The following is a 24,371-nucleotide window of genomic DNA, read 5'->3' as shown; positions in this document are numbered from 1 at the left end:
TTAACAGGCTCGAAGACGTTTGGCTGCGCTCGACAGCAACAGCTCTGTCGCACTGAACCCAAGGCAACCATCGGTCACCGACACGCCGTAACGCAGGGCGGGGCCTAGAGGCTGGCAGCCTTCGAACAGGTGGGACTCAATCATCATCCCTATCAAGGAACGATCCCCCTGCAGACGTTGTTCGAGCACCGCATTGAACACCTCGGGCTGGCGCAGAGGATCCTTGCCGCTGTTGGCGTGACTGCAGTCAACCATGATCCGCCCCGGAATCTTCAGGCGTTTCAAGTCAGCGCGGACCCGGGCAATGCTTTCGTGATCGTAGTTCGGGCCGTGATGGCCACCACGCAGCACCATGTGTGTGTCAGGGTTGCCCGGGGTCTGAATGATCGCCGGGTGCCCCTGGCTGTCGACACCAAAGTGTCGATGTGGGTGAGCTGCTGAGCGCATGGCATCGACGGCTACAGCGACGCCGCCGTCAGTGCCGTTCTTGAAGCCGACGGGCATGTTCAGACCACTGGCCATTTCTCGGTGGATCTGCGATTCGGTGGTGCGTGCACCGATGGCAACCCAGCTGAGCAGGTCGTCGAAGTAACCGGCAGCCATGGGCTGCAGGAGTTCGGTAGCGACAGGCAAGCCCAGGCGGATCATCTCGATCATCAATTCGCGCGACAGGGTCAGGCCGGCAGCCATGTCGTCGCTGCCATCCAGGTGCGGGTCGTAGGCCAGACCTTTCCAGCCGACGGTGGTGCGTGGTTTTTCGACGTAGGCGCGCATCACCAGCAGCATCTCGTCGCTGACTTGATGTGCGAGACGGGAAAGCTTTTCGGCGTATTCGAGTGCGGAGCGCGGGTCATGAATTGAGCAAGGGCCGACGACCACCAGCAGGCGATGGTCTTCGCCATTGAGAATCGCGCGGACCGCCTGGCGGTGGGCTGCGACTTGCTGGGCGAGGGCATTGCTCAGAGGCAATTGCTGTTTGAGTTGCAACGCGCTGGGCAGGCGCAGGGTCAGCGCTTCGTTGGCAGAATCGAGGGTGGACAGTGGCAGAGCAGAAACAGACGAGTTCATATTCAGGATTCCTGGGCTGGCGGCGGGTGCTTCCCGCTCACTCGGCCCTACTGGGGTGTTCGACAATTGGCCGTATTGGCTGCGTGTGTGTGCTTGCCACCTGTGGGTGACCGATCGGAGGCGGCAGGCTGTCCCGAGCGGAGGCTGCTAAATCGCCAGGCGCTAAAAGTGTCGTAACGGTAATAAGTGGCGTAGTTCATGTCGTGATTCCTCAAAGTGTCTGGTGTGTTGCTGAAAAAGTTGGGGCCTGAAAAAACAAAACCCCCGGTCGGGAGGCCGACCGGGGGTGAGAATTCTCTGGTAGGCGACCCGTTTTCATGGGCGCCGTTTGGGTATCAGGCGCGCCAGTGGCTAAACCAATACCCAAAATAAAAGCTGGCAGGAGCACAAGCGTCATTCGCCCGGGCAGCCGCAGCCGAGCGCAAGGCGCTGGCGGAACGAAGCTGTGAGAGGGCGTTGAACATGGTTTGTCTCCAATGAATGCGCCGAGCTTACTAGAGGCCCATGCGCCTGAGCAATCAGAAATTGCTATCGCGCCTTCAAGACATTTCCTATTGCTTGAGTGCCGCAGGCGTTGTGACACACTGCGTGCTTGGCACAATCCCAAGGATGAATAATGTCGACGTTCAACATCGCTGCAGCCCAATCGTTCTCCGTTGCCGGTGATCTGGCGGCGAACATCGCCCGTCATTTGCGCTTCATGGCCGTGGCAGCGGAGCAGGGCGTCGAGTTGCTGGTGTTTCCGGAGCTGTCGCTCACAGGTTACGAAGGCCAGATGGCTGCAGACATGGCAATCGATCCGCAGGATTCGGTGCTGCAACCCTTGCGCGATTGCGCTCGCGAGTTGGGTCTCATTGCGGTGGTCGGAATGCCGATTCGCCATAAGGACAGTTCGAAGGTATTGATCGGCGCGCTGACATTAGGCAGGGATGGTTCTCTTGAGGTTTACAGCAAACAACATCTGCACAGTGGCGAAGAGCTTTTCTATGCGCCAGGTGCTGGTGGTTCGTCCTTGCGCATAGGCGGCGATACCGTCGCGCTGGCAGTCTGCGCTGACTTTTCCCACGCCAGTCACGCGGCAGCGGCTGCCGTTGCTGGCGCCGACCTGTACGCAGCAGGCGTGCTGATTGGCGAGAAAGGCTATGACGTGGATAGCGCGATATTGCAGGGCTACGCCCAAAAGCACTCGATGGCGGTTCTGATGGCCAATCACGCCGGGCTCACGGGTGGATGGCAATCGGTGGGTCGCAGTGCAGTCTGGTCTGAAGACGGCACGCCAGTTGCCGCCGCGCCAGGGCCTGGTGAACTGTTGGTCATTGCGCGACGTGATGCCGACGCATGGCAGGGGCGGGTAGTTCCGGTGGTGGTGGGGCAATGACCTACCATTTGCGTCGCGCCGAACTGGCTGATCGGGTGTTTGCCCGAGAGCTGACGTGCCAGAACATGCTGCGCTATTACATTGGCCACGATCTGCTGTGGCAGGATCAAGCGTTCGAGGTTGCCTGGGATGGACGGGACAATTGGCTGATCATTCGTGGCGAAGTTCCTGTGGGATTTTTCAGCCTCAGTCGGGATCGCCGGGCGCTGTATCTCCGCGAGCTGCAAATAGGCGAGGCGTTTCGCAGGCAGGGTGCTGGATCCTGGGCGATTGATCAGGTTATCGCCATGGCCCGCGCTGAAGGACTGCCGGCGCTGCGTCTGACCGTATTCAAAAATAATCCTGCGCAAAGCCTGTATAAGAGAAAAGGCTTGAATGTGTGTGGCGAGGACGAGTGTTTCCTGAGGATGCAGCTCGATTTCGGTACACCTGTGCTCTGAAACCCACGGCTGGCAAGCCTTCGATGATGAATTGAAACTTTTTAAATGACGCTTGCCGCTAGGTCTGTCTGGCACTTTTTGCTAAGGTGTCCGGCATCCCAATAAGACCATATCGCGAGGTGTCTGCTTGATTAGGGTGCTAGTGGTCGATGACCATGATCTCGTTCGTACAGGCATTACACGTATGCTGGCCGATATCGATGGCTTGCAGGTGGTTGGACAGGCCGAGTCCGGGGAAGAGTCCCTGATCAAGGCCCGTGAGTTGAAACCCGATGTGGTCCTGATGGACGTCAAGATGCCTGGGATCGGTGGTCTCGAGGCCACGCGCAAGCTATTGCGCAGTCATCCGGACATCAAGGTTGTCGCTGTCACGGTGTGTGAGGAGGATCCATTCCCTACACGTCTGTTGCAGGCAGGTGCCGCCGGCTACCTGACCAAGGGCGCGGGTCTGCCGGAGATGGTTCAGGCCATCCGCCTGGTGTTTGCCGGCCAGCGTTACATAAGCCCGCAGATAGCCCAGCAACTGGCGATCAAATCGTTCCAGCCAACCAATGACTCACCGTTCGATGCCTTGTCCGAACGGGAAATCCAGATTGCGTTGATGATTGTCGGCTGCCAGAAGGTGCAGATCATCTCCGACAAGCTCTGTCTGTCGCCGAAAACCGTTAATACCTATCGCTACCGGATCTTCGAAAAACTGTCGATCAGCAGCGATGTCGAGTTGACGTTGCTGGCCGTGCGCCACGGCATGGTTGATGCCAGCGCCTGATCATGACTGAAATATTCGATTCCGGCGCCTTCCTGGCGACTGTCAGTGGGCGTCCCGGCGTCTATCGCATGTTCGACAGCGAGGCACGCCTGCTGTATGTCGGCAAGGCCAAGAACCTCAAGAAGCGACTTGCCAGCTATTTCCGCAAGACCGGGCTGGCGCCGAAGACCGCTGCTCTGGTCGGGCGTATCGCACAGGTCGAAACGACCATTACCGCCAATGAAACCGAGGCGTTGCTGCTTGAACAGACGCTGATCAAGGAGTGGCGGCCGCCGTACAACATTCTGTTGCGCGACGATAAGTCTTATCCCTATGTATTTCTGTCTGACGGCCAGTTCCCACGGCTGAGCATCCATCGTGGCGCGAAGAAGGCGAAGGGCAAGTATTTCGGCCCGTATCCGAGCGCCGGGGCCATTCGCGAAAGCCTCAGCCTGCTGCAAAAGACCTTTTTCGTCCGGCAGTGTGAGGACAGTTACTACAAGAACCGTACGCGCCCTTGTCTTCAATATCAGATCAAACGCTGCAAGGCCCCTTGTGTCGGCCTGGTCGAACCTGAGGTTTATGCCGAGGATGTGCGTCACTCGGTGATGTTTCTTGAAGGGCGCAGTCACGCGCTGACCAATGAGCTGTCAACGGCGATGGAAGAGGCGGCGATCAATCTCGAGTTCGAACGCGCCGCCGAGTTGCGTGACCAGATTGCCTTGCTGCGTCGGGTCCAGGATCAGCAGAGCATGGAAGGCGGTACGGGCGACATCGATGTCATCGCAGCCTTCGTCAACCCGGGCGGCGCGTGCGTTCATTTGATCAGCGTGCGTGGCGGGCGAGTGTTGGGCAGCAAAAACTTCTTTCCACAGGTGGGTATTGAAGAGGAGGTTGCCGAAGTCATGGCGGCCTTCCTCGGCCAGTACTATATCAGCAGCCCGGAACGCGACCTGCCGAGCGAACTGATCGTCAACGTCGTGCCCGAAGACGCCACGGCCCTGATCGACGCCATCCACGAGTTGCGCGGTCGCGAGCTGAGCATCAGCCACCGGGTGCGTGGCACGCGGGCGCGCTGGCAGCAGTTGGCGGTCACCAATGCCGAGCAAGCGCTGAGCGCACGCCTGGCCAACCGTCAACACACGGCTGCGCGCTTCGACGCGCTGGCAGAAGTACTGAACCTGGATGAACCACCGCAGCGCCTGGAATGCTATGACATCAGCCACTCCAGTGGCGAGGCGACTGTCGCCTCTTGCGTCGTGTTCGGTCCGGAAGGTGCGATCAAATCCGACTATCGTCGTTACAACATCGAGGGCGTCACAGCGGGCGATGACTACGCGGCCATGCACCAGGCCCTGACCCGGCGCTTCAGCAAACTGAAGGATGGGGAGGGCAAGCTGCCGGATATTTTGCTGGTGGACGGCGGCAAGGGACAATTGTCGATGGCCCGCGACGTGCTCAACGAATTGGCAGTGCCGGACCTGATTCTGCTGGGTGTGGCCAAGGGCGCAACCCGCAAGGCAGGGTTCGAAACTTTGTATCTTAATGATGCCGCCCATGAGTTCACTTTGCGTGGCGACTCACCCGCGCTGCACCTGATCCAGCAGATTCGCGACGAGGCACACCGGTTCGCGATCACGGGCCACCGTGCGCGGCGCGGCAAAACCCGCCGTACGTCGACGCTGGAAGGCGTTGCAGGCGTAGGGCCGACCCGGCGTCGGGACTTGTTGAAACATTTTGGTGGATTGCAGGAGCTGTCTCGTGCAAGCATCGAAGAGATCGCCAAAGCACCGGGGATCAGTAAAAAGCTCGCAGAGTCGATTTATGCAAACCTGCATAGCGAGTAGAATGCCAACTCACCTCGTAGCCAGTTGTGCCGATGAATATCCCGAATCTGATTACCGTTCTACGCGTCCTGCTCATCCCGATCTTCATTTTGCTGTTTTACCTGCCTTATCAGTGGAGCTACATGGCCTCCGCCTCGGTGTTCGCCTTTGCGGCGGCCACTGACTGGCTCGACGGCTATCTGGCTCGTCGCCTGGAACAAAGCACGCCGTTCGGAGCCTTTCTCGATCCGGTTGCCGACAAGCTGATGGTGGCTGTCGCTTTGGTACTGCTGGTTCAGGAACACGGCAATTTGTGGCTGACACTTCCCGCTGCGGTCATCATTGGCCGTGAGATTGTCGTCTCGGCCTTGCGTGAATGGATGGCCGAACTCGGTGCCCGCGCTCATGTAGCGGTGTCCAATCTCGGCAAGTGGAAAACCGCAGCGCAGATGCTGGCGCTGGTGATCCTGCTGTCCAATCCAAGAGACTTCAGTTTCTGGGTCTTGCTGGGCTATGCCTTGTTGATGATTTCGGCAGGCCTGACGTTGTGGTCGATGGTTCAATACTTGCGGGCCGCCTGGCCGCATCTGAAAACCGACGTTGAAAAGAAATAAAACTTTTTTGAATCAAAGGGTTGACGGGGCATCTGAAATCTATAGAATGCGCCACACCAAGCGGGAATAGCTCAGTTGGTAGAGCACGACCTTGCCAAGGTCGGGGTCGCGAGTTCGAGTCTCGTTTCCCGCTCCAAGTTTGTACGCGGTTGTTGTGGTGCTACTAAACAGCAATCGTTTGAGGCCGAGTAGCAAAATGGTTATGCAGCGGATTGCAAATCCGCCTACGCCGGTTCGATTCCGACCTCGGCCTCCACTATAAACAAGCTCCGTAGATCCATGATTTACGGAGCTTTTTTATTTCCAGTGCGCTGCAAGATTTAGTCTTGAAATCAACCACTGTGAACTTGCTTCACCGGGACGTGATGTATATATTTCCCGCTCTGCTTTACAAGGCTTAACGCTGTCAGGTTTGCTGATCGACTGCTTTGAGCACTACACCGCGCTACCGCCCGAATGGCGAAACTGGTAGACGCATGGGACTTAAAATCCCCCGCTCGTAAGGGCGTGCCGGTTCGATTCCGGCTTCGGGCACCATGAATATCAAGGGCTTGCATGACGTACCTCATGCAAGCCCTTAGTTCTTTTTTCCGCAATCAAAAAATCTTTTCCGCAATTCGTGATCGTCAGTCACTTCGTAGGGGTAACCTTCATCCCCTTACGCATTCGGATGTACTGTTCTGTCATCCCAACGGTTGTATGTCCTAGCTGGTCCCTAGCTTCTCGGCTGCTTCCTGTTGACTCCTCCTTATCCGTCGCCGCTTTTGCTCTTAGGTCGCGCATCTGAAATTCTGCTTTTGGAATTCCGGCTGCTTCCCTGGCGTCATCAAACCGCTTTCTGAGCATGCTGGTCGTCATTGGCTGCCCAGAGTCGATTACTACCAGGCGTGTTGATAGGATTTTGTGTCCAGCCTTTCGTGTCATGATTCGATCGATTACGACTTTGAGCTCACCAATGATCTCGATCCTTCGTTTATTCGCCGACATTCGCCAGCGGTTCGCCGGACGTAAGCCACGCATTCACCGGATGGCATTAAAACGGTCTTGCTGCCACCAGAATCGACCTGTAAAAAGGGGCCATCTTCGATGGGTGCGACCGCAAAGCGTGGCAGGCCACCCACCACCTGACCCGGCCATGGCGCCGGGTCTTTTTGTTTAAGGGGCAGGGCCATGACGAACGAGCAACAGGCACTGGCAGAGATGCCGATCTGGTTGGTGATTGCCCTGTCATTGGTGGGCGGTGTATCCGGCGAGATGTGGCGCGCTGACAGGGACTGAGCACGAGGCTGGGCGTTACTGCGCCGCCTAGCACTTCGCTCCGGTGCCTGCATCGTCTGCGGCGTGTCGGCGATGATGTTGCTGTTCGGCGCGGGCCTGTCGATCTGGACAGCGGGCGCCCTGGGTTGCCTGACCGCGATGGCCGGCGCCGATGTCGCCATCGGCTTGTACGAACGCTGGGTGGCCAAGCGGCTGGACCTGAGCGAGGCCGAGCCGAAAGCATGAGCCGGGCAGGCCGGGTAGGGCGCCGATTTTACGGGTCCTCCCCGAGGGCCGCCCCCTACACGGGTTAGCGAACTCGCGGATTCTCTCTAGCTGAAACCTTCGCAGGGATGTCCGTCTTTCCAAGTGGCGTACGGGCCTCAGCACTGATAACGATCACGGATGTGCTGGTTGTAATAGGCGCCTTTGGACACCGCGGCCATCAAGCCATTGTGTATGGCCGACGGGACGCCGCAGAAATCGTAAGAGTGACCCTGTTCAAAGCGGATCCTCATTCGTCTCGTTGCTGGGTCATAGCCAACGGCGGTCATCGCACTGGAACGCACGGCAATCATGTCCATGACATCTCTCCCTCTGACGGATCGTCCACTGATGCTAGTCGAGCGAGGCGGATCTGCAGCCCAGGCCACCGAAAAGTCGCCGGGGACCCTGAGGACTTTCAAAGGACACGGGGTCGGAAACCCGCGGGATCGTGTTAGTGGGATGTCTGCCAGCTTACTGAAATTTCAATCCACTGAAATCTTGAAAGGATTCATTGAAAAGCCGCTGAAAAGGAGGGCTTATGAGCACAGCTACGTACCTGTCAAAGAACGCTTTCGCTGCGCGCATCGGCCGATCACCGAGTTACATCACCTGGCTTAAGGAAAACGGGCGGCTGGTCCTGACGCCCAATGGCAAGCAGGTCGACGTGCTGGCCACCGAAGCGTTGGTCCGCGATACTGCCGACCCAAGCAAGGCTGCCGTCGCTGCTCGCCACCAACAAGACCGGCTTCAGCGTGATGTGTACAGTCACGTCGCAGCCAAATCCGAGCCGACTAACATGGCTGCGTCGCCGCCCGTTGACCCTGCTCAGGGGCAGACTCCGGACTTTCAGAAAGCAAGAACGCATCGCGAGCATTACCTGGCGAGGATGGCGGAGATGGAGTTCCGTAAGGCACAAGGTGAACTGGTGGAAATCAGCTTTGTGCAGAAGGCCGCCTTTGAAACAGCGCGATCGCTCAATCATTCTCTGATGAGCCTGTCGCCGCAATTGGCACCCCAGCTCGCTGCGCTGTCAGATCCGTGGGAAGTAGAGCGGCAGTTGACGGCTGCAATCCGTCAACGCCTTAACGAGGCGGCTCAAGTGTCTAGTGATGACTTTGGGATCGCATTGGACGACAGGTGAGGGTGGAGACGACTTCCTTGGGCTCTGGAGTGCCCTGAACAAATTATTCATAACTAAATTTACCGAGACTTGTGATAGGCCGAAATGAGCCAATAGCTGCCGCTCATGAGCAACCGATATCGGCCAATAGCGGACGGTCACAGACGAATTGCCTTCACGTCAGACATCCCCACATTGTGTTCGGAATTTAGAAAAGTCTTTCCCTGATTCGCTCCTGTTTCCAGAAAGCCCTCGAACCTAAAGTACGTCCTGCCAGCAACATCACACTTACTTTAGGAAATCTCATTATGAAAACGGCAATGATCATCGTCGCACTCTTGGGCTTCAGCTCTCTGGTAGCGGCACAGGACGGCGCTGCAAATACTCAACCTGTCGAGCAATACGGTTATGGCACCCACCTTGATGTCGCAAAGGTCATCTCTGAAGACCCGGTGCCAGATATTTGCGCTGTAGTGCCGACGCACATGACCTATCAGGATTCACAAGGCAAACAGCACGTACTGGCCTATAGCGTCATGGGCCGTTGCAGCCAGGGCTAAGTCAGATGTTCGCCCATCATTGCGCCTCGGAGAGTGGTCTCATCGAGGCGCAAATACCTTTTTGCCACGCAGTGTTTCAATCGATCAGTGCTTGGGCCGTGGCTGCCAGCTGACTGCCAACCCGATCTTTCAGCGCTTCAATAAATCGGGTGATTTTTGCATCGACAAACTGCCGAGAGGTATAGACGGCGTAAACGTTGCGCTCATAGGTATGGTAGTCAGGCAAAACCCGCACTAGCTTGCCGGAACGCAAATCGTCGATGGCCGTGAACCCGGCCAGCAAGCCAATCCCCGCGCCCTCTCGAATGGCAAGCGCCATCGCATCCATATCGTTGACGCTGAAACTTGGACCTGTCGGGACAAATGTCGCGTCCCCGGCTTTGCTCTTCAGCTGCCACTCATCCCGCACATAGTCCACGGTACCCAACAACAGGCACTGGTGATCGCGCAGATCTTCAGGCGTCTCCGGGGCCGCATGCCCGGCCAGGTAGTCTGGCGACGCCACCAGTACACAATGGCTGACACCGATTTTTTGGCTGACATACGCCGAATCAGGGAGCGCACGGGCGATCAGAATCGAGACATCCAGTTGGTCTTCCAACAGGTTAGGCATGCGTTGCGAGAGCAATAAATCCACGGTCACTTCCGGGAATTGCTGGCGGTATTCCAGCACGGCCCCGGTGACCAGATGCCGGGCTAGTCCGGGAACGCAATGCACCCTCAGTGTTCCCCGAGGCTCCAGCGCGGCATTGCTGGCTTCGGCTTCGGCACTCTCCAGATCAGCCAGAATTTTCGTGCAGCGCTCATAGAACCGTCGCCCCGCATCGGTAACCGACAGGCGTCGGGTCGAGCGTTGCAACAGGCGCGCATCGAGCACGTTTTCCAGCGCAGAGACAGCACGCGAGACGTTACCGACCGTGGAGTCCAGATGATTGGCCACGGCCGTGAAACTGCCCATCTCGACAACCTTTATGTACACCGACATGTTCGAAAGCTTATCCATCGCGACCTTCCTGTAGATCTGACGCTCACCCGTGATAACGCGCATTTTTTCCGGATGCTACACGTTCAGCCCGCGGCTCGATATTACCTCTGGCGACAACAATGATTCCCTTTGGCCCGTCTAAATCAATGGGCACTCCTTCCATAAACTTGGTTGCACAGGCCGCCTGAACAGGCGCCGGGTTTCTTACGAATCTCTGACAACCAACTGAAGGTCACATCATGAAGACTTCCTACGACCCGCTTTATCTTTTCATCGGTGGTGAATGGATCAGTGCCGAAGGGCGCGATACCGCCGCTGTCGTCAACCCGGCAACCGGCCGGGAAATCGGCCGCGTCCCTCTCGCCACCGCAGGCGACCTTGATCACGCCTTGGAAGTAACTCGCCTGAGCTTCGAGCAATGGCGCCAGACCGTGCCTGACAAACGCGCCAAGATCCTCAAGCGTGCCGCCGACCTGATCCTCGAACGCGCACCGCAAATCGCCGCGCAGATGACCCTGGAGGAAGGTAAGCCGCTGAGTGAAAGCCTCGATGAAGTGACCCGCGCGGCGGAGTATTTCGAATGGTTTGCCGAAAGCGCCCGGCGTATCGATGGCCGTGTGGTCCCGGCCAACCGTCCAGGAGTGTTGCAACTGGTCAAACGCCAGGCCATCGGCCCAGTGGCCGCCTTTACACCGTGGAATTTCCCGGCCATCACCCCGGCACGCAAGCTCTCGGCAGCGCTGGCCGCGGGTTGCAGCGTCATTCTCAAACCCGGTGAAGAAAGTCCCGCCACAGCGTTGGCCCTGGCGCGTGCACTCGACGATGCAGGATTGCCCAAGGGGGTTTTGCAAGTGGTCTTCGGCGTACCGGATCAAGTGTCCAGCCATCTGATTGCCTCGCCGATCATTCGCAAAGTGACCTTCACCGGTTCGGTGCCCATCGGGCGCCTGCTGTCTGCACGAGCTGCCGAAGGCGTGAAGCCCATCACCCTTGAACTCGGTGGGCACGGACCGGTGCTGGTGTTCGAGGATGCCGACATTGAAAAAGCCGCCATCGAAGGTGTCGCCAACCGCTTTCGCGGCACTGGGCAGGTGTGCATTTCATCCACTCGGTTTCTGATCCAGCGTGGCGCCTATCAAGCCTTTGTCGATCATTTTGTCGCGGCGACCCAAGCCCTGAGGATCGGTGAAGGCCTGCATCCGGACACCCAAGTCGGCCCCTTGGCCAACCCAAGGCAATTGGCAAAGATGGAAGAACTGGTCGCCGATGCCGTCGAAAAAGGTGCACGGGTATTGGTAGGTGGCGAAGCCTTGCCAGGTGAAGGCTACTTCTTTCAACCCACGGTGCTGGCGGATGTGCCGATGAACGCCCGCGTTATGCACGAAGAACCCTTTGGCCCCATCGCCGTGCTGATGCCGTTCGATGAACTGGCCGATGGACTGCAGGAAGCCAACCGCCTGCCCTACGGACTCTCGGCTTACGCCTTCACCTCCAGCGCGCGCACGGCCATTGATGTCGCTGACGGATTGGAGGCCGGGATGATCGGCATCAACCAATACCGCATCGTCGCTACCGAGCTCCCGTTCGGCGGCATGAAAGAAAGCGGTCACGGCTCCGAAGGCGGCATTGAAGGCATCGAACACTATCTCACCCATAAATTCATCAGCCAGGTTTAAGGAACTCGCCCATGTCCAAGCTCAACTTCAATAGTCCTCGCGAAGCGGCGCGCGCATTCACGCCGAAGCTGGCGCAATTCGTCGACTCAACGCTTTATCCACTCATCTGGAGCGATCCGGCACTGTCCCCGCGCGACCGTAGCCTGATCACCGTGGCGGCATTGATAGCCGCTGGTCATTCGGAAGAGTTGCCTGCTCACTTGCGCCGGGCGGCAAACAACGGTGTGACCCACGATGAACTGGCGGCAGCGATCACGCACTTGGCTTTTTATGTGGGCTTCCCTGGCGCCATTACCGCATCTGCTATCGCCAACGCCACGTTCAACGAAACGGAGAACAACTGAATGAAAGCCATCAAGATCACAGAATTTGGTGCGCCAGACGTTCTGGAACTCGTAGAGTTCGCCAATCCTGAAGTGCGTCCTGACGACCTGCTGGTGCGTGTCTATGCCGCCGGAGTGAACCGTGCGGATCTGACTCACCGGACCGGCGGGTACGGCCATCCGAATTTCGGTGACTCGCTGATCATCGGCCTGGAAATCGCCGGCGAAGTGATCGGCAAAGGTAACGCGGTGACAGGGTTCGAGGTCGGAGATCGAGTCATGGGCGTGGTCGGCGGCGGTGCCTACGCCGAGCTGGCACGCATCGATTACCGCATGGCCATGCACATCCCCGCGCAGCTTGATTATGTACACGCGGCAGCCATTCCCGAGGTCTTCGTCACGGCCCATGAAGCAATGATGCACCTGGCTCGGCTTAAGGCTGGCGATTCAGTGTTGATTCACGCGGCCGCTGGCGGCGTCGGCTCTGCCGCTGTGCAGCTGGCTTACGCCACCGGCGCGACGGTGTATGCGACAACCGAAGGCAGCAAGTTGGCGCGTGTCGAGCATTTGGGGGCTGACGTGGCGATCGACTACAAGACGCAAGATTTCGCTGAAGTGATCGCCGACAAAACCCAGGGCCGCGGCGTCGATGTAATCATCGACTTTATCGGTGAGCCCTACTTCGCCCGCAACGTCGCGTCCCTTGCACGCGGCGGCCGCCTCATTCAGGTGGGGATTCTCGGCGGTGGAGGCAACGTCACGGTGGCGCTGGAGGACATTCTTTATCGCCACTTGCAAATCATCGGTACGGTGATGAAGTCGCGCACGCAACCGGAGAAACACGCCATGATCAAGCGCTTCCGCGAGCACTGGCTTGATCGCTTCGAGGGTGCCGGAAGCCTTGAGCCGGTTGTCGATAGCACCTTTGCGCTAGCACGGGCTGCCGATGCGCATCGCCGGATGGAGTCTTCCGAAAACATCGGGAAAATCATTTTGACGATGCAGCATGAAGACTTGCTTTAAGTCTGGCCACATTGGGGATAGAGCTGAAAAAAGGTGCCCTTAGTGGGCACCTTCAACGGGTGTGGGGAACACCTCTGAGCAGTGCGTTCTGAATCGGCTGATCGCGACAACCGGGCTAATCGTGACAGGCAGCTAATGGCCGACAGCGGTCGCTTGCGAACGTCCGCTATTGGCCGCTTGTTATCGAAATAACTGCGATGACGTTCAGTCTCTTAAATCTGGCAATATCGCATTGATCATGTTGTTAAACGTGCCGGGTGAGTCGATCATCCTTGCAGCCACCTTTGCTCCACCTGCCGCGCTTGTGGCGCGCCTCGCTTGGTCGGCAGTGGAGGACAGTTTAACGATCACCACCTCACGCTTCGGGTTGATGTAGATTTTTTGTCCGAAGCGACCACTGGCCTCCACCGATCCTTCGCCGTCATTGCGCTGAAACCAATAATTGCGATAGGCATAACCAGGCCGGCCAGGTGCCAGATTGCCTTGCGCGAAAATCGCCGGATCGCCCGGCTGGAAGGTATTGCGCACGGCTTGATTGAAACTGTCCGTGCTTGATTCACGAGCCAGCTCACGACGGACCAGTTCGGCGAAGCGCGCGGTGTCACGCAGATTCGTGCTGATCCCGCCGCTGGCCATCTCAGTGCCCAATTCATCGATTTGGACATAGCCATCTTCCTTAGCGAAGCGCGACCAGATCCGTTGCTGAACCAGTTGCGCCCAATTCGTTCCGGAGATACGCCGCAGCGCCCAGGCCACCGCCTCGGGTGAGCCATTCTGATAAAAAAACTTGCCTTCCCCGGGAGCGATTTGCGCGACCTTCAAAAAAGAGTAGATATCGCCGGGCATTTTTGCGCTCCGCGGGATGAGCCCGGTCGCGGCGAACAAACCGAGGTCCGGCGGAACTGCTTCGGGGTAGGCCACAGCCACCTGCATATCCAGATTGGCCTGCACCGTGGCCTCGCCAAACGGTGTGCCGCTCAGTTCAGGGACATAACTGGCAAGTTTCGCTTGCGGGTCGAGCTTGCCTTCTGCAATGAATTGCGCTGCCAGCAAGCCGGTGACGGATTTCGTCATCGAAGCCCAGATGTGCGGTTGGCCGGGTTCAAATCCTTCCATATAGCGTTCAAACACCACGCGGCCGCGTCGCAGGACGATGAAGCCATCGGTCGCGGTATCTTGCAGGTAGCGGGCGAGGGTCAGGTCCTCTTCGCCAGCCTTGAAAGTCACCGAGTCGAGATCGTGCGGTGCAGCCTCGATGATCGACAGCGGTTGTGCGGCACGAGCAATGTTGCGCGTTGCGGACACTTCCCGAGCGTGTCGGATTGACCAGCGCAGGAAAGGCGGGTGAAAGGCATTGGTTTTGTTCACACGAAACTCCGGTGCGGGTGGAAAACCGTGCATGACGCCGGTATCGGCTGAGCCACTCGCGGCGACGGCCGGGCAGAGGGCGCTGGAAAGCAGCAACGCAGCACCCAGTACCATTGGGGCTTGGGGTTTGTCAGAGGCGAACCGGGCAAGGCACTTGCGCATGTTTGTTTTCCTTTTACGTTAGAAGGTGGCACCAATAGCGATGGAGGCAAAGTCGCGGTCATCGCGCGTGCCGTAAGTGCCATCGATGTAATCGGTGTAAGACAGACTCAGCGAATACTTGCTCATGAACGTCGCGTCCAGACCCAGGCTGACGGAGCGCGAACCTTCGTTGAACGCCGAGCCATCGCCCGGCGAATAACCTTTGACGTCATGCGCCCAGGACAGGTTGGGCCGCAGGTCCAGCCCTGGCATCACCCCTGAGTAGCTCAAGGTCGCGCGCATCCGGTAACCCCAGGAGAACGGTGTGACGAAGCCTTCGTCGGTGCAGTATTGCGGGCTGCTTGAAATGGCCCGACAGATGCTGTTGTCAGTCAGCGCGCCGTTGCCATAAGCGCCGGATCGACCATAGCGAGGCCCGTTTTTGCCCTCCAGGCCACCGACGTAAGTGGCGCCGGCTTCACCGACCAATAGCAACTGATTCGCCCCCAAGACCTGGCCGAAAGAATGCATTGCAGAGACCTGCGCCTGGGTGACCTCCTTGCGCCGATAGCCGTTGAAAAGAGTTGAGTCGGTGGTCGGCCTCAGGCCGGGTTCGGACAGTGGACTGCGCCCGTTGGCATTGAGCAGCGACTGCAGCACATCCGTGCCATTGAGTTGCACGGGCATATTCGGGCGGTAGCTGAGTTCGCCCTGCACCGCCGTACCGGTGCGCAGGGTGGTCGAGAACGTCATGCCATATAAACGGATGTCTTCGGGGTATTGGGAAAGGTACTGAGACGTTCCCATGCGCAGCGCGCCGGCGAGTGTCTGGCCGGCGCTGGAGGCCAGGAAAGCACCGCAACCTGCCGACGGCACTCCAAGATTGCTGCACAATTGCGGAGCAAAACCGGTGTTGCTGTAATACCGGCTGCTGACAGTTCCCAGATACGGCGAACGGCTGTGGTAATTGGCGGCATAGACCCCGAATTCAGCATCCAGTTGTGTGACGTACCAACGTAACGACAGGCCCCATTGGCCGCTGTTGCGTGCGTCCTGATCACCGCTGCGGGGGATGCGCACGCCTTCCTCACCCATGACCACGCCGAACGGGCCTAACCCTCGATTGGCAGCGGCGGCGTTGACCAGGCGTCCGCCGACATCGAGGCCGGTGCAGCCCTCAGGTGTGAAGTCGTTTCCCGAAAAGAAGGTGCCGCAGTTGTCCAGCTGGGTCTGTTCCCAGTCCAACTGGTAGAAGGCGTCAAAGGACACTGCTTCATTGATGTTCTGCGTCATGTAGAGCAAGTTCACCGGCACCAGTGCGTCCTTCACCTCAGAACCGGGCCGGCGCAGTGCCGCTTGGTTGAAAGGATTTACGACGTTCAAACCGCCCTGGATGAAAATGCTTTCCCCCCAGTTCACCACTTGCTTGCCGACACGCGCCGAGCCCGGCTCGCCGCTGATGTCGTAGAAGTAGTAGACGAAGGCATCGAGCAGTTGGAAGCCTGCGGTTTTTGCCGACGCCTGGCGATCGTTGTCGTCGATGTCCTTGAAGCGTTGGCTGTGATCACGTTGCGCGGTGTCGTACCAGTAGGTACCACGCAGGAACATGCCGATGTTGTCGCGTTTGAGCTCCAGGTCATGGGTGCCTTTGAAAATCGTTGAGAACACGTCCCCGGATCGATAATTGCGTCGGCCGTCATTGCCGTTCGCGGCCCCCAGTTGCAGCTTGGCCGGATTGGCAGTGCTGACCCCGACACCGAGTGCCAGCGACGAATCGAGCTGCCCATCGATGTCGCCGAATGCAAATTCGACTGCGCCCACCGGGGCGGCGAGCAGACTGCACGACAGTAAAACCAGCGATGACCGTAGCCGGTCGCAAACATGTGTGTTCACTCTTAACCTCTTATTGTGTTTATTCGAGAGTGAGGGGATAGCGCACCGACAACAGGAAGAGCACCTCAGCGCCTGGTCAGCGGCGGTCTGGCTTTTGTCGGTCGGTATCGATAATAGGAAGACCCCGACGGGGCTCACAAATAGCGTCTTTGAATCGTTGCCATAACACTTCGGCATGGGCGTGACGCTGCAAAAACCGCCGCGATGTAGCGCACGGAATGGAACTGTTCAGCCAGCTAAAACCGTTATAGCCGGCATCAATAACTAGTATTACGCCCCTCAAGCCCACGCTGTTTAGCATCGTCCCCGTCTTAACTGTCGACGAGAACAACAACGTGAACCTCGGAAAAATAATCAGTCGAAGTGCCAGGTACTGGCCAGAGCGGATGGCCGTCATCGATCGTCACACTAGGCTGAACTTTGCACAGCTGGAGCAGCGGACAAATCAGCTTGCTTCAGCATTACTGGGCCAAGGCATCAGCACGGGCGAACACGTCGCCATCCTTGCGGAAAACCGGGTAGAACTGGTGGAGGCGGAAATCGCCTTCTACAAGACCGGCTTGGTGAAAGTGCCGGTCAATGCGCGGCTGTCGCTCGAAGAAGTCATTCAGATCATCAACGACTCTTGCAGCGTCGGACTGATCGCCACACCAATGTTTGCCGAGGCGTTGATCGCACGTCGGGCTGAAGTTCCGGGGTTGCGCTTGGTGGTGGCACTGGGCGAGAAGGGCGGTGATATCGCCTATTCGGCACTGCTAGATCAAGGCAGTGAGGCGCCGGTCAGTTGTGACCTGCCGGACGATGCACTGGCGGTCTTACACTACACCTCGGGCAGTTCCGGTGTGCTGAAAGCCGCCATGCTCAGCGTGGGCAATCGCAAGGCGCTGATCCGCAAGAGCATCGCCAGCCCCACCCGGCGAGCCGCGCCGGACGATGTGATGGCCCACGTCGGGCCGATTACCCATGCCAGCGGCATGCAATTGATGCCTTTGCTGGCGGTGGGCGCGTGCAACCTGCTGTTGGAACGCTACGACGATCAACTGCTGCTCGAAAGCATCCAGCGTGAGCGTGTCACGCGCTTGTTTCTGGTGCCGGCGATGATCAACCGACTGGTGAATTTCCCCGGCGTCGATCGCTATGACCTGAGCAGCCTGCGCCTGGTCATGTACGGCGCAGCGCCGATGGCACCCTCGCTGGTCAAACGAGCCATTGAAGTGTTCGGGCCGATCCTTGCCCAGGGATACGGTGCCGGCGAAACCTGCTCGCTGGTCACGGTACTCACCGAGCAAGACCATATTTGTGAAGAGGGCGACTATCGCCGCCTGGCTTCCTGCGGGCGCTGCTACTTCGAGACTGACCTGCGAGTGGTAAACGAAAACTTCGAGGATGTTAAGCCTGGCGAAATCGGCGAAATCGTGGTCAAGGGCCCGGACATCATGCAGGGCTATTGGCGCGCGCCGGAGCTCACTGCCGAGGTGATGCGTGAGGGATATTACCTCAGCGGCGACTTGGCGACAGTCGATGAACAGGGCTACGTGTTCATCGTCGATCGCAAAAAGGAAATGATCATCTCCGGCGGCTTCAACATCTATCCCACGGAAGTCGAGCAGGTGCTTTACACCTTGCCTGAGGTTTTTGAGGCGGCGGTCATTGGTGTGCCGGATGAGCAGTGGGGCGAGGCGGTGCGAGCCGTCGTTGTACTCAAGCCGGGCACTGCACTGAGTGAGTTGGAGGTCATCGATCACTGCGCACGCACCCTGGCCGGGTTCAAGAAACCCCGCGCCGTGGATTTCGTCAGCGAACTACCGAAGAACCCGAACGGCAAAGTCGTTCGCCGTCTTATTCGCGATGCCTACTGGCAAAACAGCGACCGCCGTATCTGACGAGGAGATCACCATGTATCAGCCAAGTGAAAAGGCCAGCCAAATCATCGAGGCCATCGGCGGTTTTATCCGCGATGAGATCCGGCCGCTGGAACAAAGCGCCGACCTGAGTTGGGCGGAGCCGCATCCCCGCGAAGTTCTTCAGCAAGTGTGGCAGCGCTCTTGCGAGCTGGGGTTTTACAACATCATGCTGCCCGAGGCGATCGGTGGCGCGGGGCTTAACGTTTCAGACCTGTGCGCGGTAAAGGAAGCCACAGTACTAAGCGGTTCCATGCTGGCGCCGCACATCCTCGGCGAACTGTCCGGGCCGCCGCGCATTGGGCATCTGTTCAAAGTCGCGAGCCCGGAACAAGTCGAGACTTTCTTGCAGCCGGTGTGCCGTGCCGAGAAAGCCGTGTGCTTCGCGCTGACAGAAAGCGAGGCGGGCTCCGACGCCACGGCGATCACCACCAGCGCGCGACGCGATGGCGATGATTATGTGCTGAGCGGCAGCAAGCGTTTCATCTCTGGCGCGCCTTATGCGGATATTGCCGTGCTGCTTGCGGTTACCGGCACCGGCGGCGGAGCCCAAGGCATTTCGGCCTTCTTCGTCGATCTGAAGGCGCCCGGTGTGCGGATCGAGAGCGACTATGCGGTGATGTCCGGTGGTGGCGCGCATGGCGATATCTTCCTCGACGACGTTAGGGTGCCTGTGGCCAACCGCATTGGCGAAGAGGGCCAGGGATTCAAACTGGCGATGGGGCGGATCATGCTCAACCGTTTGCTGCATTGCCCGACATTGTTAGGCATGGCAGGCTTGGCGTTGAACCTGTCGATTGATTACGCGCGCACACGCAAGCAGTTCGGCCAACCCATCGCGATGTACCAGTCGATCAGCCACATGATTGCCGATATGGCTACCGAACTGCATGCCGCACGCAGCATGGTCTATGCCACCGCAGCGGTGAACGACGCCGGCGGTGATATTCGCACCCAGGCGCCGATGTGCAAGCTGTTCGTCTCCGAAACCGCTTTCCGTATTGCTGACCGCGCGGTGCAAATTCACGGCGGCGCGGGGTTGCTGCGCGGCCATCCGGTGGAGTGGATTTTCCGCGCGACCCGAATGATGCGCATCTTGACGGGAACCAGCGAAATCCAGCGCAACACCATTGCCAAGGGTGTCCTGATGCCGAGCTAGCAGCGGGTGCCGCACGTCCGGTCGTGCAGGGCCGGACGCTCTGACAAGAACAATAACGAGAGACGACCATGACTCACACTGACACACCCGCACGTCTGGGCACCGCCTGGATGATTGCTGTATTGCTGGCGCTGCTGATGCTGGTGAACTTCCTCGACAAAGTGGTCATCGGCCTGGTGGCGGTGCCGATGTCCAAAGAGCTCGGCCTGACCCCGACCGAGTTCGGCCTCGTAGGGGGCGCGTTGCACTGGTTCTTTGCGATTTCCGCGGTCATCGGCGGCTTCGTGGCTAACCGCCGTCCCACACGCACGTTGCTGCTGGGCATGGGCGCATTCTGGGCGGTCGTGCAACTGCCGATGCTCTTCGTCACTTCTCTCTGGGCCATTATTGCCTGCCGGGTGCTGCTGGGCATCGGCGAAGGGCCGGCCTCGCCAGTCGCTACCCACGCCTTGTACAAATGGTTTCCCAATGACCGTCGCAACCTTCCGGTCGCGCTGTTGCATACCGGCAGCGCCTTGGGGTTGTTGGTTGCGGGCGCAATGATCCCCTGGATCAGCGTGCATTACGGCTGGCGAATGAACTTCATTGTTCTGGCCGTCATCGGCGCAGTCTGGTGTGTGTTGTGGTGGCTGCTGGGTCGTGAGGGTACGCTTGATCGCATCCGTCCCGGCCAGCTGAAGCAGGACGAGGAACGCGTACCGTATCGTCGCTTGCTCACGGACAGCACGGTGCTGAGCAATTACCTTTGCCATTTCGCCGCGAATTGGTCGTTGGCACTGACCCTGACCTGGGTGCCGAGCTATCTGGAAAACGGGCTGGGCATCGACCCCATCATGACGGGCCGGGTGTTCGTGCTGTTCGTGGTGGTAACCACTCCGCTGAGTCTGTTCATGGCTTGGCTGTCACAGCGCATGCTTCGCGGCGGGATTGCAACGCGCTGGTCGCGTGGAGCATTCGTTTCGTTTTGCCTGATTGCCAGTGGCCTGCTCAGCGCGGCGCTGTTTCTGCCGGGATTGTCGAGCATAGAGCGAATCGTCAGCCTAACGTTCAGCGGTGGCTTGGCGCTGGTGATGTATTCGGTAGGGCCGGCCATGCTCGCCGAGTTCACACCCGGCAGCCAACGTGCGGGCATTCTGGCGATCGGCAACGGCATTGCCTCACTCGCTGGTTTGTCGGCGCCAGTGGTCACCGGCATCCTCGTGCAGGGTGTGGGGGCCGAGCATCCGGCAGGTTACGGTGAAGGGTTTCTGGTCTGTGGCGCAGTGCTGATCATTGCCGGGGTGATCGGTTTGTTCTGGATGGATCCGCAGAAAACCCGCCAGCGCCTGAACGAGGTGAAAGGTATCGCATTGCCTCGGGTCAACTGAACCGTGCGGCGCTGCACGGCCCACCGTTGCGGCGCCCTTAGTGATCGACCGCGCTCAAGGTTTCTTCGGGCACACGCTCGATCAAACTGCCTTTCCAGTGGTCGTCGACGACGGCCTCGACCAGGACGCCGCGGACCAGATCGCGCATGCAGGTTGCCGCAAACGACAGCGGCTTGTGCTGCGAATAGGCCAGCGAAATCGTGCGGGTGATTCGCGGCTCGACGATCAGCCGGGCCGATATCGGCTCCAGCAATTCCGTCAGCGGCGGCCAGTTGCTGATGGTCGCCGCCAACCCGGCGCGCACCAGGCTGCTGATGCCAGGCGCAGACTGCTGCTCGTAGCTTGAATCGAGGGTCACCCCGGTTTCCATCGCTGCCTGCTCGATCCGACGCCGCAGATGCAGGGCGCGCGGCGGCATCACCAGCCGGGTCGCGGCCGCTTCAGCCAGCGTGATGGACGAGTGATCAGCTTCATGCACCGGTGTGCCTACCCAATACAGGTCTTCGGTGAAGACCGGTTCGGCGATGACGTGTTCCAGTTCCTCAGCGTTCGGCACAACGCCAAAATCCACTTTGCCCAGCTCGATCGCCTGGCCGCCTTCGCGGCTGAGACCATCCCATATCGTCAGCTTGATCCCCGGAAACTTTGCCTGCGCCTGCGTGATGATCGTCGGTAACAGCAACGACGAAGCGGTTGCCGGAATGGAAATCGCGACATGGCCCATCGGATTGCCCCGACTGGATTTGAGCTCGTCTTTCACCGAATCGAGCTTCTGAATCACCGAACGCGCCACTTCGTATAACTGTCGCCCGGCATCGGTCAGTTCAATGCCGTCGTGCTGACGGGCGAGTAACTGCATTTCCAGTTCGCTTTCCAATAAACCGATCTGACGGCTCAGGGCAGGCTGAGCGATGAACGCCCGGCGTGCAGCATTGGAGAAGCTTCCAGCTTCTGCAATCGCGACGAGGTAACGCAGCTGTTTCAAAGTCATGGGGCAAATCTCTGGCTATGCCGAAGTGCTATGGCAAGTATCTGAAGACGCTATTTGTCGGGGCCCAGAGGGCTACTTAGTATCCATTGATACTCATCCAGAGGCTATCTGACCGGCGCTAAAAATTGTTTTTGCCCACCATCCTGCCAGCCGCTATGTCGTCTGGCGGGACCACTGCACATGTTCACTCTCTGATAAACACAATAAGAGGTTAAGAGTGATGCCAGCACGTACCAGAGATTTTATTCAGTCGTCGTTGATTCCGTTGTCATGCTGTGTCTTGCTGGCAATACCGTGGGCGGCAGGAGCGCTCACCGCCAGTGAATTACCGCAGAACCTGACGCCGATCGGCGCCGAGCGCGATGCCTCCCCCGACGGGCGAATCCCAGCATGGCAAGGCGGACTCACAACCGCGCAACAGCGACTGGAAAGCAACGGCACGCCGGTCGATCCTTACGGTGATGAACGACCGCTGTACGAGATAACCGCACAGAATTACCGCCAGTACGAGGATCAGCTGTCAGCCGGGCAGATCGCTTTGCTCAAGCGTTTTCCAGAGACGATGAAGCTGCCTGTCTACCCCACCCATCGCAGCGTCGCCATACCCGCGCACCTCGCCGCATCCGCCGCACGCAACGCCACGCACGCGCAGCTCGACGACCAAGGCAACGGTCTGCGAGATTTCGCCGGGGCGGTTGCCTTTCCTCTGCCTAAAAATGGCCTGGAAGTGATCTGGAACCACCTGACCCGCAACCGCAATGCCAGTTACAGCGTTGTCTCCGACAGCGCCACGCCGCAGGGCAACGGCCGATTTACGTTGATGAGCGCGCGTCAGGAATTCGCTCGACCTGACGGGTTGCCGGGTGCTGATGCCGACAAAGTTCTCTACTATTTTAGCCACCGAATGACCGCACCATCGCGGCTCGCTGGGGATGCGATGGTGGTGCACGAGACACTGGACCAGGTCGCCGAACCGCGATTGTCGTGGGTCTACAGCTCCAGCCAGCGTCGAGTGCGGCGTGCGCCGGGCATCGCTTATGACACCGCCGGGCCGGGGACGGCAGGCCTGCGCACGGCGGACAGTCGTGACATGTTCAATGGCGCACCGGATCGATACGACTGGCAACTGGTGGGCAAGAAATTGCTTCACGTGCCGTATAACAGCTATCGCCTGGCCTCGCCCCGATTGCGCTACAGCGAATTGATCAAGCCTGGCCACGTCAACCCTGTCCCCACCCGCTATGAACTGCACCGTGTGTGGGAAGTGGTTGCGACGTTGAAGCCGGGAGCCCAGCACATCTACGGCAAACGTCACTACTACATCGACGAAGATACCTGGGCCATTCTCGAGGCCGATGTCTATGACCAGCGAGGCGCGTTATGGCGTACCTCCGAAGCGCACAGTTTTTACCACGCCAGCGGTGAGGCGGCGGTGAATGCGATGGAGGTCACTTACGACCTGAAAAGTGGCCGATATCACGTTTCCGGCCTGATAAACGAGCAACGCAACCCCTACGCCTTCAACGTGCCGACCAGTCTTTCGTACTTTTCGCCCGGCGCATTGCGCAGCTTTGGTGTGCGCTGATGAGGGTGAATACTAAGCGTCGCACTTGGACTGAACTCCTGCTCGGCGGCGGCGAGGCGCCGGATCCGCGATTCACACTGGCCAATGAACGAACCTTTCTTGCCTGGATTCGCACGTCGCTGGCATTACTGGGCGGCGCAATTGCCATTGAGGCCTTCGCCACACAGGTCTTCGAGCCCGGTTTGCGCATGGCCGTAGCCATTACCCTGTTGGTGTTGAGTCAGTTGATCAGCGCCGGTGCCTGCGTGCGCTGGCTGAGGGTGGAGCGTGCGTTGCGCCAGCGTCGGCCGCTGCCATTGCCGGCGCTCGCGCCTTTGTTGGCGATGGCTTGCGTTACGGCGGTGGCTTTGATTGGCAGTGCGCTGTGGCCCCGCTGGCATGGGTGATCCGGGGCTTCAGGCGGAGCGGACTGAATTGGCGTGGCGACGGACTTTGGTCGCGTTGCTGTTAGTGGTGATTCTGGCGGGGCGAGTGGGTGCGTGGCTGTCGCTGGGGATAGGCGCTGTCGCCGTCCTAGGGCTGCTCGCCAGGCAAGGGCGCCGCTACCGCCAAGGATTGGCAATGCTGCGCATGGAGCAGGCATCGCCGGCGCCCGTGGCGATTCTGGCGTTGGGCGCGAGCGTCTGTTTGCTGGCGTTGATCGCTATGGTCGAGCTGCAAAGCGGCGCCTGAGCGCCGCCC

At 59.0% G+C, this 24,371-nt stretch carries 22 protein-coding genes, 3 tRNA genes and 2 pseudogenes; 20 read left to right on the top strand and 7 right to left on the bottom strand.

The genetic code is table 11. From position 1 onward, the window contains the following. Window positions 1–1,068: a 3-deoxy-7-phosphoheptulonate synthase gene (locus ACM6HV_RS16020; RefSeq protein WP_414904705.1), complete on the bottom strand. Its 1,068-nt coding sequence runs from the start codon at window positions 1,066–1,068 to the stop codon at window positions 1–3. A 616-nt stretch (window positions 1,069–1,684) separates the two neighbouring features. Between ACM6HV_RS16020 and ACM6HV_RS16015 the strand changes: the two genes are divergently transcribed. The 8 genes from ACM6HV_RS16015 (at window position 1,685) to ACM6HV_RS15980 (ending at window position 6,611) form a co-directional block, all read left to right on the top strand. Beyond that, on the top strand, window positions 1,685–2,446 hold the full coding sequence (locus tag ACM6HV_RS16015) for a carbon-nitrogen hydrolase family protein (RefSeq protein ID WP_414904704.1): 762 nt from the start codon (window positions 1,685–1,687) through the stop codon (window positions 2,444–2,446). Continuing rightward, the gene (locus ACM6HV_RS16010; RefSeq protein ID WP_414904703.1) at window positions 2,443–2,886 is read left to right on the top strand and encodes a GNAT family N-acetyltransferase; all 444 of its coding nucleotides are present in this window, start codon (window positions 2,443–2,445) and stop codon (window positions 2,884–2,886) included. Before ACM6HV_RS16015 ends, ACM6HV_RS16010 begins: the two co-directional genes overlap by 4 nt. 127 nt (window positions 2,887–3,013) lie before the next feature. Further along, on the top strand, window positions 3,014–3,655 hold the full coding sequence (gene uvrY, locus ACM6HV_RS16005; RefSeq protein ID WP_024012761.1) for a UvrY/SirA/GacA family response regulator transcription factor: 642 nt from the start codon (window positions 3,014–3,016) through the stop codon (window positions 3,653–3,655). 2 nt (window positions 3,656–3,657) lie between these two features. After that, entirely contained in the window at window positions 3,658–5,481 is a 1,824-nt protein-coding gene (gene uvrC / locus ACM6HV_RS16000; protein ID WP_145598463.1) for an excinuclease ABC subunit UvrC, read from the top strand. A 32-nt stretch (window positions 5,482–5,513) separates the two neighbouring features. Further along, window positions 5,514–6,074 (top strand): CDP-diacylglycerol--glycerol-3-phosphate 3-phosphatidyltransferase, encoded by a 561-nt coding sequence (pgsA, locus tag ACM6HV_RS15995; protein WP_414904702.1) that lies wholly within the window; start codon window positions 5,514–5,516, stop codon window positions 6,072–6,074. 60 nt (window positions 6,075–6,134) lie between these two features. Next, window positions 6,135–6,210 (top strand) — tRNA-Gly (locus ACM6HV_RS15990). A 46-nt stretch (window positions 6,211–6,256) separates the two neighbouring features. Beyond that, window positions 6,257–6,330: transfer RNA gene (locus ACM6HV_RS15985), tRNA-Cys, on the top strand. 194 nt (window positions 6,331–6,524) lie between these two features. Next, window positions 6,525–6,611 (top strand) — tRNA-Leu (locus ACM6HV_RS15980). A gap of 93 nt (window positions 6,612–6,704) precedes the next feature. On the opposite strand, the pseudogene ACM6HV_RS15975 reads toward ACM6HV_RS15980, so the two are convergent. Further along, window positions 6,705–7,049: pseudogene (locus ACM6HV_RS15975) on the bottom strand (tyrosine-type recombinase/integrase); the annotation flags it as partial. A gap of 195 nt (window positions 7,050–7,244) precedes the next feature. Between ACM6HV_RS15975 and ACM6HV_RS15970 the strand changes: the two are divergent. Next, a pseudogene (locus ACM6HV_RS15970) lies at window positions 7,245–7,577 on the top strand (phage holin family protein). A 137-nt stretch (window positions 7,578–7,714) separates the two neighbouring features. On the opposite strand, the gene ACM6HV_RS15965 reads toward ACM6HV_RS15970, so the two are convergent. Further along, entirely contained in the window at window positions 7,715–7,915 is a 201-nt protein-coding gene (locus ACM6HV_RS15965) for a KTSC domain-containing protein (RefSeq protein WP_145598464.1), read from the bottom strand. A 221-nt stretch (window positions 7,916–8,136) separates the two neighbouring features. On the opposite strand from ACM6HV_RS15965, the gene ACM6HV_RS15960 reads away from it, so the two are divergent. Beyond that, complete coding sequence (locus ACM6HV_RS15960) at window positions 8,137–8,739, top strand: terminase small subunit (protein WP_145598465.1); 603 nt, start codon at window positions 8,137–8,139, stop codon at window positions 8,737–8,739. A gap of 287 nt (window positions 8,740–9,026) precedes the next feature. Next, window positions 9,027–9,278 (top strand): DUF2790 domain-containing protein, encoded by a 252-nt coding sequence (locus tag ACM6HV_RS15955; protein ID WP_145598466.1) that lies wholly within the window; start codon window positions 9,027–9,029, stop codon window positions 9,276–9,278. A gap of 76 nt (window positions 9,279–9,354) precedes the next feature. Here ACM6HV_RS15955 and ACM6HV_RS15950 read toward each other — a convergent pair whose 3' ends face one another. Continuing rightward, entirely contained in the window at window positions 9,355–10,281 is a 927-nt protein-coding gene (locus tag ACM6HV_RS15950) for a LysR family transcriptional regulator (protein ID WP_145598467.1), read from the bottom strand. Window positions 10,282–10,502: 221 nt separating this feature from the next. Here ACM6HV_RS15950 and ACM6HV_RS15945 point away from each other — a divergent pair, with 221 nt between their 5' ends. Genes ACM6HV_RS15945 through ACM6HV_RS15935 form a run of 3 tightly spaced genes read left to right on the top strand, consistent with a single transcriptional unit; the run spans window position 10,503 to window position 13,285 of the window. Continuing rightward, entirely contained in the window at window positions 10,503–11,939 is a 1,437-nt protein-coding gene (locus tag ACM6HV_RS15945; protein WP_145598468.1) for an NAD-dependent succinate-semialdehyde dehydrogenase, read from the top strand. Between the two features lie 11 nt (window positions 11,940–11,950). Then, complete coding sequence (locus ACM6HV_RS15940) at window positions 11,951–12,283, top strand: carboxymuconolactone decarboxylase family protein (RefSeq protein ID WP_414904701.1); 333 nt, start codon at window positions 11,951–11,953, stop codon at window positions 12,281–12,283. Beyond that, window positions 12,284–13,285, top strand: a complete 1,002-nt coding sequence (locus tag ACM6HV_RS15935; protein ID WP_145598470.1) for an NAD(P)H-quinone oxidoreductase — start codon at window positions 12,284–12,286, stop codon at window positions 13,283–13,285. A gap of 204 nt (window positions 13,286–13,489) precedes the next feature. On the opposite strand, the gene ACM6HV_RS15930 is transcribed toward ACM6HV_RS15935, so the two are convergent. Together ACM6HV_RS15930 and ACM6HV_RS15925 are read right to left on the bottom strand one after the other, a co-directional pair. Continuing rightward, window positions 13,490–14,815, bottom strand: a complete 1,326-nt coding sequence (locus ACM6HV_RS15930; protein WP_145598471.1) for a serine hydrolase domain-containing protein — start codon at window positions 14,813–14,815, stop codon at window positions 13,490–13,492. A gap of 18 nt (window positions 14,816–14,833) precedes the next feature. Further along, window positions 14,834–16,687, bottom strand: a complete 1,854-nt coding sequence (locus ACM6HV_RS15925) for a DUF1302 domain-containing protein (RefSeq protein ID WP_414904700.1) — start codon at window positions 16,685–16,687, stop codon at window positions 14,834–14,836. Window positions 16,688–17,022: 335 nt separating this feature from the next. On the opposite strand from ACM6HV_RS15925, the gene ACM6HV_RS15920 reads away from it, so the two are divergent. The 3 genes from ACM6HV_RS15920 (at window position 17,023) to ACM6HV_RS15910 (ending at window position 21,114) form a co-directional block, all read left to right on the top strand. Further along, the gene (locus ACM6HV_RS15920) at window positions 17,023–18,570 is read left to right on the top strand and encodes an AMP-binding protein (RefSeq protein ID WP_145598473.1); all 1,548 of its coding nucleotides are present in this window, start codon (window positions 17,023–17,025) and stop codon (window positions 18,568–18,570) included. Window positions 18,571–18,583: 13 nt separating this feature from the next. Beyond that, the gene (locus ACM6HV_RS15915) at window positions 18,584–19,747 is read left to right on the top strand and encodes an acyl-CoA dehydrogenase family protein (RefSeq protein WP_145598474.1); all 1,164 of its coding nucleotides are present in this window, start codon (window positions 18,584–18,586) and stop codon (window positions 19,745–19,747) included. A 110-nt stretch (window positions 19,748–19,857) separates the two neighbouring features. Beyond that, window positions 19,858–21,114, top strand: a complete 1,257-nt coding sequence (locus tag ACM6HV_RS15910) for an MFS transporter (RefSeq protein WP_145598540.1) — start codon at window positions 19,858–19,860, stop codon at window positions 21,112–21,114. A gap of 37 nt (window positions 21,115–21,151) precedes the next feature. Here ACM6HV_RS15910 and ACM6HV_RS15905 read toward each other — a convergent pair whose 3' ends face one another. Next, window positions 21,152–22,105 carry a LysR family transcriptional regulator gene (locus ACM6HV_RS15905; RefSeq protein WP_145598475.1) on the bottom strand — a complete coding sequence of 318 codons (954 nt, stop codon included), beginning with the start codon at window positions 22,103–22,105 and terminating at the stop codon, window positions 21,152–21,154. 220 nt (window positions 22,106–22,325) lie between these two features. Here ACM6HV_RS15905 and ACM6HV_RS15900 point away from each other — a divergent pair, with 220 nt between their 5' ends. The 3 genes from ACM6HV_RS15900 to ACM6HV_RS15890 are packed head-to-tail and all read left to right on the top strand — an operon-like array spanning window position 22,326 to window position 24,362. Further along, entirely contained in the window at window positions 22,326–23,690 is a 1,365-nt protein-coding gene (locus ACM6HV_RS15900) for a DUF1329 domain-containing protein (RefSeq protein WP_414904699.1), read from the top strand. Then, on the top strand, window positions 23,690–24,076 hold the full coding sequence (locus ACM6HV_RS15895) for a DUF202 domain-containing protein (RefSeq protein WP_145598477.1): 387 nt from the start codon (window positions 23,690–23,692) through the stop codon (window positions 24,074–24,076). Before ACM6HV_RS15900 ends, ACM6HV_RS15895 begins: the two co-directional genes overlap by 1 nt. Then, on the top strand, window positions 24,069–24,362 hold the full coding sequence (locus ACM6HV_RS15890; RefSeq protein WP_145598541.1) for a DUF202 domain-containing protein: 294 nt from the start codon (window positions 24,069–24,071) through the stop codon (window positions 24,360–24,362). Before ACM6HV_RS15895 ends, ACM6HV_RS15890 begins: the two co-directional genes overlap by 8 nt. The last annotated feature ends 9 nt before the right edge of the window (window positions 24,363–24,371 follow it).

The sequence above is a fragment of the Pseudomonas sp. IT-P260 genome (assembly GCF_949768395.1).
GTDB classification, from domain to species: domain Bacteria; phylum Pseudomonadota; class Gammaproteobacteria; order Pseudomonadales; family Pseudomonadaceae; genus Aquipseudomonas; species Aquipseudomonas parakoreensis.
Note: the sequence above shows the minus strand (reverse complement) of the source record. Positions and strands in the feature narration are given on the sequence as shown.

Coding starts and splice junctions, on each gene's coding strand:
- ACM6HV_RS16020 (WP_414904705.1), bottom strand. CDS start 1,068: ATGAACTCGTCTGTTTCTGCTCTGCCACTGTCCACCCTCGATTCTGCC.
- ACM6HV_RS16015 (WP_414904704.1), top strand. CDS start 1,685: ATGTCGACGTTCAACATCGCTGCAGCCCAATCGTTCTCCGTTGCCGGT.
- ACM6HV_RS16010 (WP_414904703.1), top strand. CDS start 2,443: ATGACCTACCATTTGCGTCGCGCCGAACTGGCTGATCGGGTGTTTGCC.
- uvrC (WP_145598463.1), top strand. CDS start 3,658: ATGACTGAAATATTCGATTCCGGCGCCTTCCTGGCGACTGTCAGTGGG.
- pgsA (WP_414904702.1), top strand. CDS start 5,514: ATGAATATCCCGAATCTGATTACCGTTCTACGCGTCCTGCTCATCCCG.
- ACM6HV_RS15965 (WP_145598464.1), bottom strand. CDS start 7,915: ATGGACATGATTGCCGTGCGTTCCAGTGCGATGACCGCCGTTGGCTAT.
- ACM6HV_RS15960 (WP_145598465.1), top strand. CDS start 8,137: ATGAGCACAGCTACGTACCTGTCAAAGAACGCTTTCGCTGCGCGCATC.
- ACM6HV_RS15955 (WP_145598466.1), top strand. CDS start 9,027: ATGAAAACGGCAATGATCATCGTCGCACTCTTGGGCTTCAGCTCTCTG.
- ACM6HV_RS15950 (WP_145598467.1), bottom strand. CDS start 10,281: ATGGATAAGCTTTCGAACATGTCGGTGTACATAAAGGTTGTCGAGATG.
- ACM6HV_RS15945 (WP_145598468.1), top strand. CDS start 10,503: ATGAAGACTTCCTACGACCCGCTTTATCTTTTCATCGGTGGTGAATGG.
- ACM6HV_RS15940 (WP_414904701.1), top strand. CDS start 11,951: ATGTCCAAGCTCAACTTCAATAGTCCTCGCGAAGCGGCGCGCGCATTC.
- ACM6HV_RS15935 (WP_145598470.1), top strand. CDS start 12,284: ATGAAAGCCATCAAGATCACAGAATTTGGTGCGCCAGACGTTCTGGAA.
- ACM6HV_RS15930 (WP_145598471.1), bottom strand. CDS start 14,815: ATGCGCAAGTGCCTTGCCCGGTTCGCCTCTGACAAACCCCAAGCCCCA.
- ACM6HV_RS15915 (WP_145598474.1), top strand. CDS start 18,584: ATGTATCAGCCAAGTGAAAAGGCCAGCCAAATCATCGAGGCCATCGGC.
- ACM6HV_RS15910 (WP_145598540.1), top strand. CDS start 19,858: ATGATTGCTGTATTGCTGGCGCTGCTGATGCTGGTGAACTTCCTCGAC.
- ACM6HV_RS15905 (WP_145598475.1), bottom strand. CDS start 22,105: ATGACTTTGAAACAGCTGCGTTACCTCGTCGCGATTGCAGAAGCTGGA.
- ACM6HV_RS15900 (WP_414904699.1), top strand. CDS start 22,326: ATGCCAGCACGTACCAGAGATTTTATTCAGTCGTCGTTGATTCCGTTG.
- ACM6HV_RS15895 (WP_145598477.1), top strand. CDS start 23,690: ATGAGGGTGAATACTAAGCGTCGCACTTGGACTGAACTCCTGCTCGGC.
- ACM6HV_RS15890 (WP_145598541.1), top strand. CDS start 24,069: ATGGGTGATCCGGGGCTTCAGGCGGAGCGGACTGAATTGGCGTGGCGA.